A 16,670-nucleotide genomic window follows, 5' to 3' on the forward strand; every position below is an offset into this window, starting at 1 on the left:
TTCCGGTGCTGGCGCAGCAGGTGGAGATCAGGATGGAGGGCGACTACCCGGCGCTCAAGGACAACGCAGAGGCGTTTATTGGCGAGGTGGAAGGACGGAGCGAGGGTAACCTGAGGCGTTTTGCGCCCACGGCCGTTGATCAGGCCCGCAAAGCGCTCAGGGCCCTGGGTTACTATTCGCCGCTGATCACCTGGACTGTTGAAGCGGGCGATTCCGAGGATACGGCGACGCTGGTTTTGACCATAAACCCGGGAGAGCCGGTGCGGGTGACAAGCCGGGTGGTGGAGATACGGGGCGCCGCGGCCGATGATGAGGCGTTTACCGCCAACCTCCCCGCCCACCCAGCGGAAGGTGACATTCTCAACCACGGCGAGTACGCCACTCTGCGCAATACCATTGAAAACCGGGCGCGCCGACGTGGTTATTTCGACGGCCGGTTTGAGACGCGGACCTTGAGGGTGGATCCAGACCGGCGCAGCGCGGAAATCACACTGGTCTATGAAAGCGGTGACCGTTATCGGTTGGGCGAGGTGAGTTTCGAGGAGGGACACTGGTTCGAGCTGGACTTGCTGCGGGATTTCGTGACGTTTGAGCCAGGCACGCCTTTTCATTCCGATGAAATCGCCAAGCTGAATCGCGATCTGCGGAGCAGCGGCTATTTCCGGGGCGTTGATATAGACGCTTCTCCGTCCCAGGCCGAGAACGGGGTGATTCCGGTTACGGTGGCCCTTGAGCGACGCGAGGCGCGCTCGGTGGCGGCCGGTGTGGGCTTCTCCACTGACGTGGGGCCGCGCTTTCGCGGGACCTGGCGGGAGCATTGGATCAATCCGATGGGCCACAAGCGCGGGGCCGAAACCGAGCTGTCCGTACCCCGGCAGAATCTGAGCACCTGGTACGAGCTGCCCCTGGATCCGCCGATGACAGATCTGATCCGCCTGACTGCTGGTTACCAGCGGGAGGATATAGAGAACGTCGAATCGGAACTGCTGACCCTCGGCCAGCAGTGGCAGCATCAGCTGGACAGTGGCTGGCTACAGGTTCTGTCACTACGCTGGGAAGGGGAGCGGTTCAACATTGGAAACGACGAAACTGGCACCAGCTCACTGTTCCTGCCAGGCGCCGGTTATTCCCGCATTCATGCGGACTCGCCGCTGGATCCCTCCCGGGGCTATCGATTGCAGCTGGATATGACCGGCTCGCACAGGGCGTTGTTATCGGACGTGGATATCCTGCACGTTAACGCCCTTGCCAAGGGTCTGTTCACGCTGGCCGAGAAGCACCGTTTCCTGGGGCGGGTCCAGGCTGGCGCCGTGGCCACCAACCGGTTCGAGGATGTGCCGCCTTCCCTGCGATTTTTTGCCGGCGGCGACCAGAGTGTGCGTGGCTATGGCTATGAGACGCTCTCGCCCGAGAACGAGAACGGCGTACCTGTCGGTGGCCGTTTCCTGATGGTGGCCAGCGCCGAGTACCAGTATCAGTTTGCTGACAGGTGGCGGGCGGCGCTGTTTGTGGATCACGGCAATGCCGTCAATGATGTCAACGATCCTCTCGCCACCGGCGCGGGCGTCGGGATTCGCTGGATCAGTCCGGTCGGTCCGCTGCGTCTGGATGTGGCAAAAGGCCTGGACCCTGAGTTCGGCGGTGGTTGGCGAATTCACTTTTCCATGGGACCCGAGTTGTGACACAGACCCCGGACACACCAGACAGCAAGCCTGCTCCCCGGCGCCGTCGTGGGCTGCGGTTCTGGTTGTTGCTTTGTTTGGGGTTGCTGTTGCTGGTGCCGCTTCTGTTGCTGACTGCGGTGCTGCTGGCCCTTCGGTCCGAGACCGGCACGGCCTGGGTAATCGATCAGGTGCCCGGTCTTCAGGTGGAAGCCGATCGCGGTTCGCTGTTCGGTCAGTGGCAGGCCCAGCATCTGGTCTGGCGCGGGTATGGCGTGGAGGTTGTGGTGCAGTCGCCCCTCGTGGACTGGTCGCCCTCCTGTTTGTTCCAGAAGCAGCTGTGTGTTGATCAGCTCAAAGCGGAGGCGCTGAGTGTCACCCAGTTACCGCCGGCAGAACCTTCGGCCGATGGCGGCAGTGCCATCGCACTGCCCGGCGTTGACCTCCCCCTCGGTGTACGGATAGACGCCGTGCGTCTGGGGCCCTTTACGTTCAACGGTAATACCGTGTGGGACCGGCTTGAACTGGATGCTGGCGGTTCCGGTGCCGATTGGCAAATCGACCGGGTGTGGTATCGGCTCGGGGACTACACCGTCTCCGCCTCGGGACGCGTTGAAACCCGGCGGGATTGGCCGGTTTCGCTGGATGTTACCGCCACGCTGCCGCCACCTGAAGGTGATCAATGGACTATCGACGCTCGCCTGTCGGGCACAGTTCGCGATGTGCAGGTGTCGGCCCGCAGCAGCGGCTATCTGGAGGCTCAGCTGACCGGGCGGGTGGCGCCGCTGGATCCCTCACTTCCGGCACGGGCGCGGATCAATTCGGAGCGGTTCCGGCCGGTGACCGCCATGCCCGATACCCTGGTGTTGCATGACTGGTTTTTGGAGGCCCGTGGCAGCCTTGCCGACGGCTTCCAGACCCGGGGTGAGGCGCGGTTGCCGGGCACGGCGGGACCCGTGCAGTTGGCGCTACAGGGGAAGGTGACCACCCGGGACGCTCGCGATATCCGGATTGAGCTGAACACCCGGAGCGCAACTGGCGAGGGTCAGGGCAGCGCCGTTGCCAGTGGCCAGGTGAGCTGGCAGGAGGGCCTGGAGGCGGGCGCCAACCTTCGCCTGCGCGAATTTCCGTGGTATACGCTGGTTCCCGGGTTAGAACCGTCACCGGTGAATCTGAAGGCCCTGGACGGCAACGTGTCCTGGAGTGATGGTCGCTACCAGGCCGATCTGACCGCCGAAGTGGACAGTCCCCAGGGCACGGCCACCCTGGCGACGAAGGTGAGCGGTGACATGGAGCAGGTGACGCTGACCGACCTGTCAGCCACCACCGGCGCCGGCGCACTGGCGGGCAAAGGATCGGTCCAGTTCGCGGGCCCGCTGTCCTGGGATGCTGCTCTGAAGTTGCAGGATTTCAATCCCGGTTACTGGGTTCCGGTACTTGAGGCGAGTCTCAGTGGCGACGTCGCCAGTAGCGGGCAGCTTCGCGAAAACCGTATTCCGGACCTCACCGCATCCTGGCAACTGGACGGAACATGGCGCTCCAACGAGGCTTCATTGTCTGGCTCGCTCGACACGTCATCCGGTAACTGGAAGTTGTCGGATCTTGCGCTGGTAGTCGGCGAGAACCGGGTTAAGGGTTCAGGCACCTGGGGCGACATCCTGGCCGGGGATCTGGCCCTGAGCCTGCCGACGCCGGAACTGTTGCTGCCGGGACTGGGAGGCGCCCTGGAGGCTGAGCTGACCGCAGGCGGCACTCCAGACAACCCCACCGGGACGTTAATGGTGAACGGCCAGCAGATGCGCTGGCAGGATCAGGTCGCCATCGATGCACTGAATCTGGAGGCGGTCCTCAAAACGGGCCAGCGCCTGGACGGAAGGCTGGAGCTTGCCGAGCTGCGCGGGTTCGGTCAGGTGCTGGATACCGCCTCCCTTGAGGTGCAGGGTACCCGTGAGCAACACTCCGTTCGCCTCGCCGTTGACCACCCGGAAGCGAATGTTGAGCTTGTTCTCGAAGGGGGCGCACCGAAGGATTGGCAGGGCTGGCAGGGTGCGCTGGCGCGTGGGGAGATCCGGGTACCCGAGCAATCCCAGGTCTGGCAACTGGCGTCGCCGGCAGCGCTGGCCTATGAGGCCGGTGAACTGACCTTCGGCCAGCACTGCTGGCGCTGGCAGCAAAGTTCAGTGTGCGCCGATGACCAGACCCTGCTTCCTGTGCCCCGTATTGCCTACACCATTCAACGGTTCCCCGCGCTTGCCCTGGCGCCAGTGCTTCCCGACACCCTGCGATGGGATGCCAGGATTGACGGCACCATCGAGTTCACCACCACCGACCGGGGGCCGGACGGACGGGTTTTCCTGGATGCGGGCGACGGCCAGTTCGAGATTCTGGTGGACGGCGAGTGGGAGACGCTGTCCTACAACGTGTTGTCAACGGAGCTCACCCTCCGTCCGGAGCAAGCCGACCTGGCCATGCGCCTCTCCGGTCCCGGAGTAGGGGAATTTGCTCTGGATCTGGGGCTGGATCCGACCGCTCCGGACCGGACGGTGGATGGCGAGTTTCGACTCCAGAATCTCGATATTGCCGTTGCCGGATTGCTGTCGGGGCTGGACCAGGTGGCCGGGCGTATTGATGGTCAGGGGCGGCTGTCGGGCCCGCTGATGAAGCCGGCGGTGAACGGCGAACTGCACCTTACGGGTGGCAGTGTGTCGGACCCCAGATTGCCGGTGCCGATCGAGGAAATGGTCGCCAGCGTTCAGCTGTCGGGGTATTCCGCCGAGATCAGCGGGCGTATCCAGAGTAACGCCCGAAGTCAGACCACGCTGGATGGGAACATTGACTGGGAGCAGTCACCCCGGGGAGAGGTGACCATTTCCGGGAACCGGGTGCCATTCCACATCGAGCCCTATGCCCAGCTGGAGGTGGCGCCGGATCTTACCATCCGATTCCGGGACGGCACCCTGATGGTGTCCGGGGAAATTGCAGTGCCCAGGGGGAACATCGAGATCAAGGGGTTGCCGGCGCAGGCCGTGTCGGTATCTGAAGATGAGGTGATTGTCGGGGTTGAGCGCGAGGAGCCCCTCGTTACCAACCTCAATATGGACGTGCGGGTGGTTGTCGGTGAGGATGAGGTAAGCTTCAGCGCCTTTGGTGTCACCGGGGATCTGGAAGGGTCGCTGCGAATTGGCGACAACATGGACACACGCGGTACGTTGCAGCTGGTCAACGGTCAGTACGAGGCCTATGGCCAGGAGCTGGAGCTGAGACAGGCGCGGCTGCTATTTGTTGGCAATCTGACGCAACCCTATCTGGACATCGAGGCGGTTCGAAAGGTGGGCACGGTTGTCGCCGGTATACGATTGAGCGGCCCCGTCCAGTCGCCGGAGACAACGGTCTTTTCCAACCCGGACATGCCGCAGACCGACGCCCTGTCCTACGTGATTCTGGGTCGTGCTCCGCAAAGCCGCGGCGACGAGGGACAGATGAGTCGTGCAGCCCTGTCACTGGGACTGACGCAGGCCAACAAGGTGACAGGCCAGATCGGCGAGGAGTTCGGTATCCGCCAGTTGACCCTCGAAGCGGAGGGTACGGGTGAACAGACATCTGTAGTGGCCAGTGGTTACCTGACCGATGAACTGAGCGTTCGCTACGGCGTCGGAATATTCGAGCCCATCACCACCGTGGCTCTGCGTTACGACCTGGGGCGGTACTTCTATCTCGAAGCCGCCAGTGGTCTGGCGGCTTCACTGGACATTTTCTACACGCGGGATTTTTGATCGCACGCCTGCTCCGGACGTCACTCCAGCTCGAAGGTAGCGCTTACCGACGCCTCGATTTCCCGCTCTCCAACGCTTGAAATGCTGTCCGAGGCGGACTTTGCCTCCGCCATCATCATGGGAACGGGGCGATGTCCGCCGTTGATGTTAATGGTTACGACCTCGCCGCATCCCTGGTCGAGCTGCTTCGCCACGAATTGGCAGCGGGCCCTGGCATCGGCAATGGCCCGCGCCAGTGCCTCCTGTTCCAGTCCGGTCTCGTTGGAGTGGAAGAACTGGTGTGGCCCCAGATGGTAGTCCAGGCCGATGGCCTGGGCTTCCTGGAGCAGGGGATTGAGCAGGGTGAGGTCGTTGATGCTGAAGCTGATGGTCTGGGAGGCAACCGCACGCGTCTCGGGCTCCTTGCTCCTGTCTGTCGGTGGCAGGGTGCGGGTATAGAGATTGACGGTTGCATCGCTGTAGTCTTCAAGACGGTCCCGGTAGTCGGCAATGCCCTCACGCCACTGCGACATGAGGCTGGCGACCCTTTCGGTGGCCTTCTGGGGCAGGGCATGCTCGGCACTGGCGGTAAACTGCAGCCGGGCACTGTCGGGCTCATAGCGGACCCGACCCTCGCCCGTGAGTGTGACCTCTCCAGCTACCGCCAATGCCGGCGCCAACAGGACAAGGCTGACGCCGAGGCGCTGTTTGAGTTTCTGTAGATACATGGTGTGCCTCCTATGGGCGCGAATCTGCGCGTCGATTGTCAGATGTCGCCGGTATCCGGATCCAGCCGGGCCAGTTTCAGTTTGCGGGCGGCCGCCACGAACTGGGCAAAGATGCGCCGGTGTCCGCCGTGGTACAACAGGTATTCCGGGTGCCACTGCACACCCATGAGCCACTGCCCCCGGGTGTTTTCGAAGGCCTGGACGAACAGATCGTTGTCCAGTGCCGTCACCCGGAGGTCACGGCCAAGCCGCTTGATGGCCTGGCTGTGAATCCGGTTGGCACCGATAACCGGCGAATCCATGGCCTGCTCCAGGCGGCTGGCGGTGACCACGCGAACGGTTTGCAGTGGCAACAGCAGGGGCCGGTGACGGGTGTTCACTCGCAGCGGCGTGACGTTCTGGCACAGGGATCCGCCCCGGAACACATTGATAAACTGGGCCCCCCGGCAGATGCCGAGCACTGGAATGCCGATGGCTTCTGCGCCTTCCAGAAGCGCCTGGTCGGTGGCATCCCGTTTCCTGTCATAGCGGGCGCTCACCTGCGGTTGCTGTCCGAAGCGTTCCGGATGCACATGGGTGCCACCAGAGAGGACCAGACCGTCCAGCAGGGTCACGTCGACACGGGCGCCGGGCCTTATGTAATAGGTGCGCGCGCCCTGTAGACGAAGCCCCAGGCCGATAAGCCGGTGAGCCAGGCTTTTTCGTGTGGGACCGCTGATGCCAATGGTCAGGCCGGGTACGTCCGGCTCTTCTGCCAACCTTCGTTCAGACATAGCCCTTCTTGCTCAGCCAGTCCTCGATGGTTTCCCGCCAGCTGTGGGTCAGGTTGTGGAGACTCAGTTTCCGGCGCTCCCGGAACAGGGCCCGCAACTCAGCGAGGTCGTCGGCGCGGTTGGCCAGTTGTTCAAGCACTACCCAGTCGTTCCACACGGTGGAAAAGTGCCAGTCGGGGTTGTTGATGTCGCAGTCGGGCAAGCGGTAGTGGAGCGTGGGCCGGCTTTTGATGCGCGGGTCCTGAACGTGCTGTTCGAGGCGATCGCTGTCGAGGTGCGCAAACAGGGGCAGCAGATCAAGGGCGCGGTTCCGGGTTGGATTGTATTCCAGGTAGTCGTCCATCAGTTGCGACAGATCCGGATGATAGTCGTCTTCCATTAGCAGCTCGGTGTAGCGTGTGTGCCATGGCTCAATGTAGGTAGTGAACTTGCGACTGACATCCAGCTGATGTCGATGTTTCAACCAGTCGTAGAGCCCGGCAAATGCCTGGAAGTACCGAACCAGGGTAGCTGGCTGGAGGTCCGGCAGTTCGGGGTTCAGCTGCAGACCGAACGCGAAGTAGATGGCTTCCCGGCTGCCTAGGGCTCCGGCCTCCCTCAGGTTGTCCATCAGGGATTCGATCACGCCGAGATTGGCAAACGGGATCGGCGGGCTGACAATCTCAAGCGGCACGATCCGTTCTGCGGCGGCATCAATCACATCCATCGCCTGGCCACCGAACTCGCGGATGGATTCGGGCAGTCGTTCATCGGTCAGATCCAGATCCTTGATGGGATCCGAGTCCAGCTCGACGGTAAATTCACCCAGCCCGGTTTCAATGGTGGTCACATAGCGTGATCTGAGATCGGGAATGCCTTTCAGGAGCTTTGCCGACAACGCGACCAGATCATCATAGCCAAGACCCGACAGTTCAATTTCTACGCCAACCCTTCGGTCGTCTCCCTCTCCTGTCTTCAGAATATCCGGCATCCTGCAGGCTCTGGACTGTGTCATGGTACTCCCTGGTGTGAGTTGGCGTTGGTTCACCATAACACACACCCGCGAACACCACCGTTAAGCGCCGGCAAGAAATTGGACGGATCGGCTTTACACTGGATAAAACACTGTATATAGTCTGATTACTGTATAAAAAAACAGGGCCTGAGACAGGGCCTGGAAACGGCTCGTAAAGACATTGAAACAGCGGTCAAGACAGAACTCAGGCCCTCAGCCAGCGGAGTAGGTCAATGAAGCTCACAGCAAGACAGTCACAGGTACTGGACATCATCCGCCGATACGTTGATGAAACCGGTTACCCGCCTACCCGCGCCGAAATTGCGTCGGAACTGGGCTTCCGGTCGGCCAACGCGGCAGAGGAGCATCTGAGAGCGCTGGCCCGCAAGGGCGCCATCGAGATGGTGCCCGGGGCAAGTCGCGGTATCCGCCTGCCGGAAGCGGAACCGGATCTGGGGTTGCCGGTGATCGGGCAGGTGGCAGCCGGTAGCCCGATCCTGGCCCAGGAGCACATAGAAGACCACTGCACACTGCAGCCTGAGTTTTTCTCGCCATCCGCCGATTACCTGCTCAGGGTGCGTGGCATGAGCATGAAAGATATCGGGATTCTTGACGGAGATCTGTTGGCGGTGCACAGCACCCAGGATGTCCACAACGGCCAGATCGTGGTTGCCCGGGTAGGTGACGAAGTCACCGTGAAACGCTTTCGACGCGAGGGCTCCAAGGTTTACCTGATTGCCGAGAACGAGGAATTTGCGCCGATTGAGGTGGACCTGGCCGAACAGGAACTGTTCATCGAAGGGCTTGGTGTAGGTGTTATCCGTCGTTCCGATCTGCACTGATCGGCCCAGACAACGGCAGAACCATTTGAATAACGGGTGAATTATGGAACAACTCAGCTTCAACCAGAATCTCGCTTACCAGCCGAATGCCCTGTCCGGTTCCATGTCGGCGAATGCCACGCGCGAGCGACGCACGGTTATCCGTGCCCGGCGGAACCCGGAGCCGGAGGGTGTCACCGGTTCCCAAGCCCCCGGTAACGTGACCGAGATCATCCTGCCGCAGGGTCAGGTGGAGAATTTCCAGTTGCTGTTGCCCATGCTCACCCAGCTGAACCAGGAGAAGCGCTGGCTGGCCTGGATCGATCCTCCCCAGGCGCTCGTCAGCAAGTGGCAGAAAATGCACGGAATCGTGGCTGGCGAGCTGCTGGTGCTCCGCTCAACGCCGGAATATCCGGCCCAGGAGCTGGCAGAGAGAGCCCTGAGCGCGGGCACCTGCCATGCTGTCGTAATGTGGACGGGCAAGCTCGGCAGGGCTGCGCTCGAATCACTGCAGCAGGCATCGGCCAAGGGCAACAGCCACGGCGTTGTGCTCAGGCAGCGTTGAGCCTTAGTGGAGGGTGTAGGAAGGCTGGGCGTCTTCCACGGCATCCAGCTCATCATCCTCCCAGTCAATATCGTGGGTGACGTTGCCAACCGCCTCGATGCCAGCGGCGATCATGGCCTTGGCAACCGACATATCCCGATCTTCCATCATTTCGCGGGCTTCAGCAGAGAAAGAGATCTTCACCAGCGGCGCACTCTCATCGTCAATGCGGCGCAGCGCGTAATCGCCATTGCTGAGTTGAACAATTTCAAAAAACGACGGTGACATTCATTAAGCCTTTACGTTGTTGAATTCGTGGTATCCGGGGCAGGTCTGGCTCTACCACTCGCTATGTTGCTCTTCCAGCTCATTGGCGAACTGCTTGATAGCGGCGAGGGTTTCGAGCAGTGCCGATACCGAGCGATCAGGGCCAGTCTCGGCCGAGATGGCAATGATGTTTTCGGCACTGACCGTTTTCCGCGTGGCCGGCGGCCGACCCTGCGACGTTTCCAGCTGATCCAGGTGGTTCCACCAGCTTCCGGCGGTTTGCTCCAGCTCCCGCAAGCGTATGACCTCGCTGGACTCCTTCCCGATCAATGTGCCTAACGCTCCGAGCGTATCTGGTTGTCCTGATTTGTCCTGATACAGCCTGGCAATCATCACCAACAGAAGTTGGCGGCCCCTGAGCATTAGCTCGATGGCGCCTTGCAGAGCCGCCTCGCGCTGCAGGGCCTGTTCCGTGCCGGCAACCCCGGCGCCAGCCTCAGCAGCGCGTTCAATCTGCCGAAGCAAGGTGCCGGCCAGAAACAGTTTTTGTGAAACGAGTGAATGCCACTGAGAGGCCATGGGATACCTGCGCGATCAGACGCGGACGAACTCCGGAAAAGTTGACCGGGAAGTATACCATTTTTGTTGGCAGATTTCGCCCTTGTCCTGAATTCTGCATGAGCGCTGCCACGATGGGGGCACGCGAGATGCGTGTTTCACAATAAAATACAAACGATCACTTGAAACGGGCGTTTGAATTTGGCAAAAAGGGCCACCAGCGTGCGTCGGGAACAGCGGTCGCAGCGAACCAACAGCATGAATTTCTGGAGGCCAGAGGGATGCGGAGTCACGTTCTAGCGGGTGTTGCAGTATTTTGTATGGGTTTTTCAGGGCAAGTCCTGTCGAAAGTGGCAGCCGCTGAAGCCGAGCGACTGGGCGGAGATCTTACCCCGGTCGGAGCCGAGCGGGCCGGCAATGGCGCAGGTACCATTCCTGAATGGACCGGAGGGCTTGCGACACCGCCGAAGGCCTGGCGCCAGGGGCAGGTGGAAGTGGATCCGTACCCGGAAGACGATGTCCTGTTCGTGATTACGGCCGGCAACCTCGACCTTTACCGGGACAAACTCACGGACGGCCACATAGCCATGCTCGAGAGGTACGGGCCCGAGTTTTTCATGCCGGTGTATCAGACCCGCCGCAGTGCCGCGTTTCCCGAGCATGTCTATGACAAATTCCGGGAAAACGCTGTCACAGCCGAACTGCTGGACAACGGTAATGGGGTGCGCGACACCATTATGACCAGCCCGTTCCCGATTCCATCCAACGGACTGGAAGCAATCTGGAACCATATCCTGCGTTATCGTGGTGAGGCCATCTCTCTGCGCAGTGCCTCGGCAACCCCGCAGGTCGACGGTTCTTTCAATCCGGTCGTGAATGATTACGACTATTTCTTCGCGTACAGCCAGAAAGGCGCCGAACTGGCCGAGATCGACAACAAGATCTTTTACCTGAAAACCGATACGGTATCGCCATCCGCCCTCGCGGGCACCATCACCCTGGTGCACGAAACTCTGGATCAGGTGCGTTCGCCCCGCCTCGCTTGGCGTTATGATTCCGGATCCCGGCGACTCCGCCGGTCACCCAACCTGGCCTATGAGACCGACCTGCCCAATTCGTCCTCCCTGCGCTCGGTTGACCAGAAGGACATGTACAACGGGGCGCCGAACCAGTACGACTGGGAGCTCAAAGGCAAGCGCGAGGTCTACGTGCCTTACAACGCCTACCGGCTGCACAACCCGAAAGTCCGCGCCGAAGACGTGATTCGCGCAGGTCACATCAATCAGGAACTGACCCGCTATGAGTTGCATCGGGTGTGGGTGGTTGAAGCCAAGCGCCGCACCGGGATCAGCCACATCTACGACCGTCGGGTGTTCTATATTGATGAGGACAGCTGGCAGATTCTGGCGTCTGAAGAGTACGATGAGCAGGGGAACCTCTGGCGGGTGTCCGAGGCTCATAACATCAGCTATTACAGTGAGCCGGTGTTCTGGACTACCATGGAGATGACCTACGACCTCAAGGCTGGGCGTTACTACATCGACGGACTGGACAACGGATTTCCGGCTTACAACTTCAAGCCGGGTTACCGTGGCAATGAGTTCACCGCTTCAGCGGCCCGTCGAGCCGCCCGCCGCTGATACTCCGGGAGAAAGGCATGGCAGACCCACAAGCGCATCTGGCGCGACTCGATGAACTGATGGCGCAACTGGGCCGGGCGCTCGCGGATCAGGACTGGGATGCCATGGCCCGTCTCAATGAACAGGTTAAGCCTGCGGTGGCGCCACTGATGGCCTGCCTGGAGGCGGGAGAGATAGAAGCCGAGCCGGTGAGACTCCGGCTCGAGGAACTGCAGCAGTTTATTGACGCGGCCGACCAGTCGGCCCGTGCGGCCCGTCAGGAGGCCGAGGACGGACTCAAAGGGGTCAACCGCAATCGCAGCGCCGCACGGGCCTACCAGAAGGTTTCGTCTAACCCGTCAAAATAGCGTCATAAAATTGACTCGGCCGGTCTTACAGTCTTAAATACCGCACAAATCCCCCAAGAGTTTGGTTTTAATGTCTAAAAATAACAAAGTGCTGGTGCTGAGCGAGGACGATTCAAGACGTCGGGATCTGGTGACCATTCTTGAGTTCATTGGTGAGGAGCAGATTCTCGCAGGCGACGAAGCCAGAGCGCTTTTGGGCAGTGGTGACGACGACAGTCTGGCGGATATTTCAGTGGCCGTGGTGAACGGCGAAGACGCCGGTGCCTTGGAGAACATCTCACTGGTTTGTCGGGCCGCCGAGGGTATTCCGCTGCTGGTTACCGGCGACCCAAGCCTCAAGGGGCTGCCTGAAGAGGCGGGGGCCCGGATCATCTCTCGCATGGAGTGGCCCCTTAACTACACCAAATTTGTGGATTCTCTTTACCGGGCCCAGATCTACCGGGACCAGTTCAGCCGCTCCCGGGAGCGCGGGCAGCAGCGTGGTTTGCAATTGTTTCGCAGTCTTGTCGGGACCAGCCGAAAAGTTCAGCAGGTTCGCCAGTTGATGGAGCAGGTGGCGGACAAAGACGTCAGCGTGCTGATCACCGGCGAATCCGGTACCGGCAAAGAGGTGGTTGCCCGGAACCTGCACTATCATTCCTCCCGCCGCGACAAGCCGTTTGTTCCGGTCAACTGCGGTGCTATTCCTGCCGAATTGCTGGAGAGCGAGCTGTTTGGCCATGAAAAAGGCGCGTTTACCGGTGCAATTACCGCACGGGTTGGCCGGTTCGAGCTGGCCGAGGGAGGCACCCTGTTTCTTGACGAAATCGGTGATATGCCACTCAACATGCAGGTCAAGATCCTGCGGGTTCTTCAGGAGCGCACCTTCGAGCGGGTTGGCAGTAGCCGTACCCAGTCGGCTGACGTACGGGTTATTGCGGCCACCCACAAAAATCTCGAGGACATGATTGGCGCCGGTGATTTCCGTGAAGACCTTTACTACCGGCTTAATGTGTTTCCGATTGAAATGCCGGCGTTGCGGGATCGTGTGGAAGACATTCCCCTGTTGATCAACGAGCTGATCTCCCGGATGGAAAAGGAAAAACGCGGCTCACTGAGGATGAATTCGGCGGCCATCATGAGCCTGTGTCGGCACGACTGGCCGGGCAACGTTCGCGAACTGGCAAACCTGGTGGAGCGGCTGGCCATTATGCATCCGTATGGCGTGATCGGAGTCCAGGAACTGCCGAAAAAGTTTCGCTATGTGGATGACTACGATGAGAACCGCCCGGTGGAGGACACCGGCATGCCCTCCGGAATTCCCGGGCTGGTGGGGCTCGATGCGCCGGCCTTGCTGCCGGTCAATGGCATCGATCTCAAGGACTATCTCTCCAATCTGGAAAAACAGCTGATCCAGCAGGCGCTGGACGAGGCGGGTGGTGTGGTCGCAAGGGCCGCCGAGAAGCTGCGTATCCGCCGGACCACCCTGGTGGAGAAGGTCCGGAAGTACGGACTCCGTGAAGAGGAATCCGAACAGCCTTGAGCTCTTTCAGACAGCCCTGGGTGACATTGGAGCGGCGTCAAAGGATCGTAAATCCTGGCGTCGCGCCACCTTCATACCGACGTAAAACCGTCAATAATGACCTCTCTCTTTCCCTTTCCTTCTGAAATACAAAGAAAAAACCAAGTTGGCACGGTGCTGGCTTATTAACCTGCAAACGAAGTATCCGAACACAGGGTCCGCTGAACCAGGGCCGATCGGGGAGTCAGGTTATGAGTCAGGCACAGTTTCTTTTGCAGTCCCGCGTTGGCGAGCAGGTTGGTGAGCAACAGGCCAATGCCGCGGCGGATGTGAACGACAAGGTCACCGCGTTGTTCCCTCAACAGGACGACGAGGCGGTCGATTCCGCCCTGGAACTGTTCAACCGGATGTCCCGCCAGATCACTGATTCCTACCGCACCCTGGAATCCCGGGTAAACCAGCTCTCCGGCGAGCTCAATCAGGAATCCCGGCAGCGCCAGCAGGAGCTGGAAGAAAAGGAACAGCTGGCCGACCGGCTCTCGACCCTGCTCAAGGCCCTGCCGGCCGGTGTGGTGGTTCTGGACAGCCAGGGGGTGGTAACCCAGACCAATCCGGCGGCCATCGCCCTGCTCGGAGAGCCGCTCGACGGCGCTCGCTGGATTGACGTGATCCATCGCTGCTTTGCGCCCAGGCGCGACGATGGTCACGAGGTGTCCCTGAAAGACGGTCGCCGGGTCAGTATCGAGATCCGGACCATGGAGAACCAGCCCGGCCAGTTGATCCTGCTGACCGATCTGACAGAAACCCGTCATCTCCAGGCACAGCTGGCTCATGCCCAGCGTCTCTCGGCGATGGGCAAGATGGTGGCCTCTCTGGCCCACCAGATTCGTACCCCGCTGTCAGCCGCCATTCTCTACGGCGGTCACCTGAGCGAAGAAGACCTGGATGAGGAGATGCGCCAGCGCTGTGCCTCACGTCTGATGTCGCGATTGACCCATCTGGAGCAACAGGTAAGGGACATGCTGATCTTCGCCCGCGGCGAGACCCGGCTGGCGGAAGAGCTGTCTGCGGATCGCTTGGTTCATGCCTTGGCGTCGGCGGTGGAAGGGCTTCGACCGGCTGCTGGAGCCTCCGTGAGCCTGGACAACGCGCTGAGCGGTGATTGCCGTTTGATGTGCAACCGTGACGCGCTTGTCGGCGCGTGTACCAATCTGGTCAATAACAGTCTGGAGGCGGGTGCTACCCGGGTGTCACTGCAAACCCTGGTGGATGCCGGTGAACTGGTGGTCCGGGTCATCGATAATGGCCCGGGCTTTGCGCCGGAGGACTCCGACCGCCTTATGGAAGCCTTTTACACCACCAAGTCCCACGGAACCGGTCTCGGTCTTGCGGTTGTGCAGGCCGTGATCAAGGCCCACCAGGGCCGTTTTTCCATCGAATCGCCAGAGCAGGGGGGCGCTGTTGCCACCCTGCGTTTACCGTTACTGCGCAACAGAGATTGATCGGAGGTACCCATGGCCAAGGCCCAGATACTCATCGTTGAGGATGACCGTGACCTGCGGGAAGCGCTGGTGACGACCCTTGAGTTGGCAAAATTCCGCGTTCGCGAGGCGTCCAACGCCAGTGAAGCGCTGGCCCGACTGGCCGAGTCGCCGGTGGACATGGTGGTGAGCGATGTCAACATGCCCGGGTTGTCCGGGCACGAGTTGCTGGCAGAGGTGCAGCGCCTGTACCCGGGCCTGCCGATGATGCTGATTACCGCCTATGGCCAGATCAGCGACGCGGTATCGGCCATGCAGGCGGGAGCGATCGATTATCTGGTCAAGCCCTTCGAGCCCCGGTTCCTGGTCGATGCCGTCAGCAAGGTAGTGGGTGGCGGAACCCGGAAGGCTGGTGATGAGCCGGTGGCAGAAGATCCGATCAGCAAGCGAATGTTCCAGTTGGCGGCAAAGGTGGCTGCCAGCGATTCGACGGTGATGATTTCCGGCGAAAGCGGTACCGGTAAGGAAGTGCTGGCACGGTATATCCACCAGCAGTCCCCCCGGGCCGATCAGCCGTTCGTAGCCATTAACTGCGCAGCAATACCTGAGAACATGCTGGAGGCCATCCTCTTTGGCCACGAAAAAGGCGCCTTTACCGGAGCGGTGTCTTCGTCTCCGGGCAAGTTTGAGCAGGCCAACGGCGGCACGATTCTGCTGGACGAGATATCGGAAATGGACCTGGGACTCCAGTCCAAGCTGCTGCGGGTGCTGCAGGAGCGGGAAGTCGAGCGGGTGGGTGGTCGCAAGACCATCAGCCTGGATGTGCGGGTGGTGGCGACCACGAACCGGGATCTGGCGGATTACGTGCGCGAGGGCAAATTCCGCGAAGATCTGTATTACCGCCTGACGGTGTTCCCAATGCATTGGCAGCCGTTGCGGGAGCGTCCACTGGACATCATGCCGCTGGCAACCTCTCTGCTCAAGCAGCACGCCCGCAAGATGAAACTCACAGGCATCAGCTTTGCTCAGGATGCCCGCTCGGCCCTGATGAACCACCGCTGGCCGGGCAACGTGCGGGAGCTGGACAACGCCATACAGCGGGCGCTGGTGCTGCATCAGGGCAACGTGATTCATGCCGGCGATCTCTGCCTGGAACTGGGCATTACCGGTCGGCAGGATGGGCACGCACCGGCGCCGACACCGCAACTGGTGTCCAGACCGGAGTCAACAACTGAGTCGGGCGACGCCGTCGCGGACAACCGGTCCGAGGGCGTTTTCCCGGGCGAGGCGCATGGGTCGGCCTCCGAGGCGGTATCGCTGGGAGATGATCTGAGGCAACAAGAGTTCCGTATTATTATCCAGACGTTACGCAAGGAGCGTGGGCGCCGTAACCGGGCCGCGGAGCAACTGGGCATCAGCCCCCGGACGCTTCGCTACAAACTGGCCCAGATGCGAGACGCCGGTATCGATCTGGACGCCGAGATGTCCATGGCTTGACCCCCCTGCAAAAAAACTCCTTCATTGGCACCCTTCGGGGTGCCGTTTTTTGTGCGCCCGGCACGGGCGCACTCCTGGAGGTGCAAGTCCTCCCGTGAGCTGGCCA

Annotated in this window: 14 protein-coding genes; 9 read left to right on the forward strand and 5 right to left on the reverse strand. The window is 61.0% G+C overall.

Annotation, left to right across the window (positions count from 1 at the left end; translation table 11 throughout):
- Positions 1-32: 32 nt before the first annotated feature.
- The gene (locus tag ACFC20_RS03310) at positions 33-1,682 is read left to right on the forward strand and encodes an autotransporter assembly complex family protein (protein ID WP_375191764.1); all 1,650 of its coding nucleotides are present in this window, start codon (positions 33-35) and stop codon (positions 1,680-1,682) included.
- Positions 1,679-5,434, forward strand: a complete 3,756-nt coding sequence (locus ACFC20_RS03315; RefSeq protein ID WP_375191747.1) for a translocation/assembly module TamB domain-containing protein — start codon at positions 1,679-1,681, stop codon at positions 5,432-5,434. The genes ACFC20_RS03310 and ACFC20_RS03315 overlap by 4 nt, the downstream gene beginning before the upstream one ends.
- A gap of 20 nt (positions 5,435-5,454) precedes the next feature.
- On the opposite strand, the gene ACFC20_RS03320 is transcribed toward ACFC20_RS03315, so the two are convergent.
- Genes ACFC20_RS03320 through ACFC20_RS03330 form a run of 3 tightly spaced genes read right to left on the reverse strand, consistent with a single transcriptional unit; the run spans position 5,455 to position 7,908 of the window.
- Positions 5,455-6,141 (reverse strand): SIMPL domain-containing protein, encoded by a 687-nt coding sequence (locus ACFC20_RS03320; protein WP_375191748.1) that lies wholly within the window; start codon positions 6,139-6,141, stop codon positions 5,455-5,457.
- Positions 6,142-6,179: 38 nt separating this feature from the next.
- The gene (locus ACFC20_RS03325) at positions 6,180-6,914 is read right to left on the reverse strand and encodes a gamma-glutamyl-gamma-aminobutyrate hydrolase family protein (protein WP_375191749.1); all 735 of its coding nucleotides are present in this window, start codon (positions 6,912-6,914) and stop codon (positions 6,180-6,182) included.
- Positions 6,907-7,908, reverse strand: a complete 1,002-nt coding sequence (locus ACFC20_RS03330) for an amidoligase family protein (protein ID WP_375191750.1) — start codon at positions 7,906-7,908, stop codon at positions 6,907-6,909. The genes ACFC20_RS03325 and ACFC20_RS03330 overlap by 8 nt, the downstream gene beginning before the upstream one ends.
- Before the next feature lie 233 nt (positions 7,909-8,141).
- On the opposite strand from ACFC20_RS03330, the gene lexA reads away from it, so the two are divergent.
- Positions 8,142-8,750 carry a transcriptional repressor LexA gene (gene lexA, locus ACFC20_RS03335; protein ID WP_375191751.1) on the forward strand — a complete coding sequence of 203 codons (609 nt, stop codon included), beginning with the start codon at positions 8,142-8,144 and terminating at the stop codon, positions 8,748-8,750.
- 43 nt (positions 8,751-8,793) lie between these two features.
- The gene (locus ACFC20_RS03340) at positions 8,794-9,294 is read left to right on the forward strand and encodes a cell division inhibitor SulA (RefSeq protein ID WP_375191752.1); all 501 of its coding nucleotides are present in this window, start codon (positions 8,794-8,796) and stop codon (positions 9,292-9,294) included.
- A 3-nt stretch (positions 9,295-9,297) separates the two neighbouring features.
- Here ACFC20_RS03340 and ACFC20_RS03345 read toward each other — a convergent pair whose 3' ends face one another.
- Together ACFC20_RS03345 and ACFC20_RS03350 are read right to left on the reverse strand one after the other, a co-directional pair.
- Positions 9,298-9,561: a hypothetical protein gene (locus tag ACFC20_RS03345; RefSeq protein ID WP_375191753.1), complete on the reverse strand. Its 264-nt coding sequence runs from the start codon at positions 9,559-9,561 to the stop codon at positions 9,298-9,300.
- A gap of 51 nt (positions 9,562-9,612) precedes the next feature.
- On the reverse strand, positions 9,613-10,119 hold the full coding sequence (locus ACFC20_RS03350) for a DUF6586 family protein (protein ID WP_375191754.1): 507 nt from the start codon (positions 10,117-10,119) through the stop codon (positions 9,613-9,615).
- Between the two features lie 260 nt (positions 10,120-10,379).
- Between ACFC20_RS03350 and ACFC20_RS03355 the strand changes: the two genes are divergently transcribed.
- The 5 genes from ACFC20_RS03355 (at position 10,380) to ACFC20_RS03375 (ending at position 16,564) form a co-directional block, all read left to right on the forward strand.
- Positions 10,380-11,738: a DUF1329 domain-containing protein gene (locus ACFC20_RS03355; protein WP_375191755.1), complete on the forward strand. Its 1,359-nt coding sequence runs from the start codon at positions 10,380-10,382 to the stop codon at positions 11,736-11,738.
- A gap of 17 nt (positions 11,739-11,755) precedes the next feature.
- Positions 11,756-12,085, forward strand: coding sequence for an SOS cell division inhibitor (locus tag ACFC20_RS03360; RefSeq protein ID WP_091986414.1), 330 nt, complete (start codon positions 11,756-11,758; stop codon positions 12,083-12,085).
- Between the two features lie 70 nt (positions 12,086-12,155).
- Positions 12,156-13,607 (forward strand): sigma-54 dependent transcriptional regulator, encoded by a 1,452-nt coding sequence (locus ACFC20_RS03365; protein WP_375191756.1) that lies wholly within the window; start codon positions 12,156-12,158, stop codon positions 13,605-13,607.
- A 230-nt stretch (positions 13,608-13,837) separates the two neighbouring features.
- A complete protein-coding gene (locus ACFC20_RS03370) occupies positions 13,838-15,088 on the forward strand; it encodes a PAS domain-containing sensor histidine kinase (protein WP_375191757.1) in 1,251 nt (416 codons plus the stop codon).
- Between the two features lie 12 nt (positions 15,089-15,100).
- On the forward strand, positions 15,101-16,564 hold the full coding sequence (locus ACFC20_RS03375; protein ID WP_375191758.1) for a sigma-54-dependent transcriptional regulator: 1,464 nt from the start codon (positions 15,101-15,103) through the stop codon (positions 16,562-16,564).
- Positions 16,565-16,670: the final 106 nt, after the last annotated feature.

This window comes from Marinobacter sp. (assembly GCF_041984545.1).
GTDB lineage: Bacteria > Pseudomonadota > Gammaproteobacteria > Pseudomonadales > Oleiphilaceae > Marinobacter.

What these genes read in the sequence shown, in the direction of transcription:
- ACFC20_RS03310 (WP_375191764.1), top strand. Translation starts at nt 33, where the DNA reads ATGGAGGGCGACTACCCGGCGCTCAAGGACAACGCAGAGGCGTTTATT.
- ACFC20_RS03320 (WP_375191748.1), bottom strand. Translation starts at nt 6,141, where the DNA reads ATGTATCTACAGAAACTCAAACAGCGCCTCGGCGTCAGCCTTGTCCTG.
- ACFC20_RS03325 (WP_375191749.1), bottom strand. Translation starts at nt 6,914, where the DNA reads ATGTCTGAACGAAGGTTGGCAGAAGAGCCGGACGTACCCGGCCTGACC.
- ACFC20_RS03330 (WP_375191750.1), bottom strand. Translation starts at nt 7,908, where the DNA reads ATGACACAGTCCAGAGCCTGCAGGATGCCGGATATTCTGAAGACAGGA.
- lexA (WP_375191751.1), top strand. Translation starts at nt 8,142, where the DNA reads ATGAAGCTCACAGCAAGACAGTCACAGGTACTGGACATCATCCGCCGA.
- ACFC20_RS03340 (WP_375191752.1), top strand. Translation starts at nt 8,794, where the DNA reads ATGGAACAACTCAGCTTCAACCAGAATCTCGCTTACCAGCCGAATGCC.
- ACFC20_RS03345 (WP_375191753.1), bottom strand. Translation starts at nt 9,561, where the DNA reads ATGTCACCGTCGTTTTTTGAAATTGTTCAACTCAGCAATGGCGATTAC.
- ACFC20_RS03350 (WP_375191754.1), bottom strand. Translation starts at nt 10,119, where the DNA reads ATGGCCTCTCAGTGGCATTCACTCGTTTCACAAAAACTGTTTCTGGCC.
- ACFC20_RS03355 (WP_375191755.1), top strand. Translation starts at nt 10,380, where the DNA reads ATGCGGAGTCACGTTCTAGCGGGTGTTGCAGTATTTTGTATGGGTTTT.
- ACFC20_RS03360 (WP_091986414.1), top strand. Translation starts at nt 11,756, where the DNA reads ATGGCAGACCCACAAGCGCATCTGGCGCGACTCGATGAACTGATGGCG.
- ACFC20_RS03365 (WP_375191756.1), top strand. Translation starts at nt 12,156, where the DNA reads ATGTCTAAAAATAACAAAGTGCTGGTGCTGAGCGAGGACGATTCAAGA.
- ACFC20_RS03370 (WP_375191757.1), top strand. Translation starts at nt 13,838, where the DNA reads ATGAGTCAGGCACAGTTTCTTTTGCAGTCCCGCGTTGGCGAGCAGGTT.
- ACFC20_RS03375 (WP_375191758.1), top strand. Translation starts at nt 15,101, where the DNA reads ATGGCCAAGGCCCAGATACTCATCGTTGAGGATGACCGTGACCTGCGG.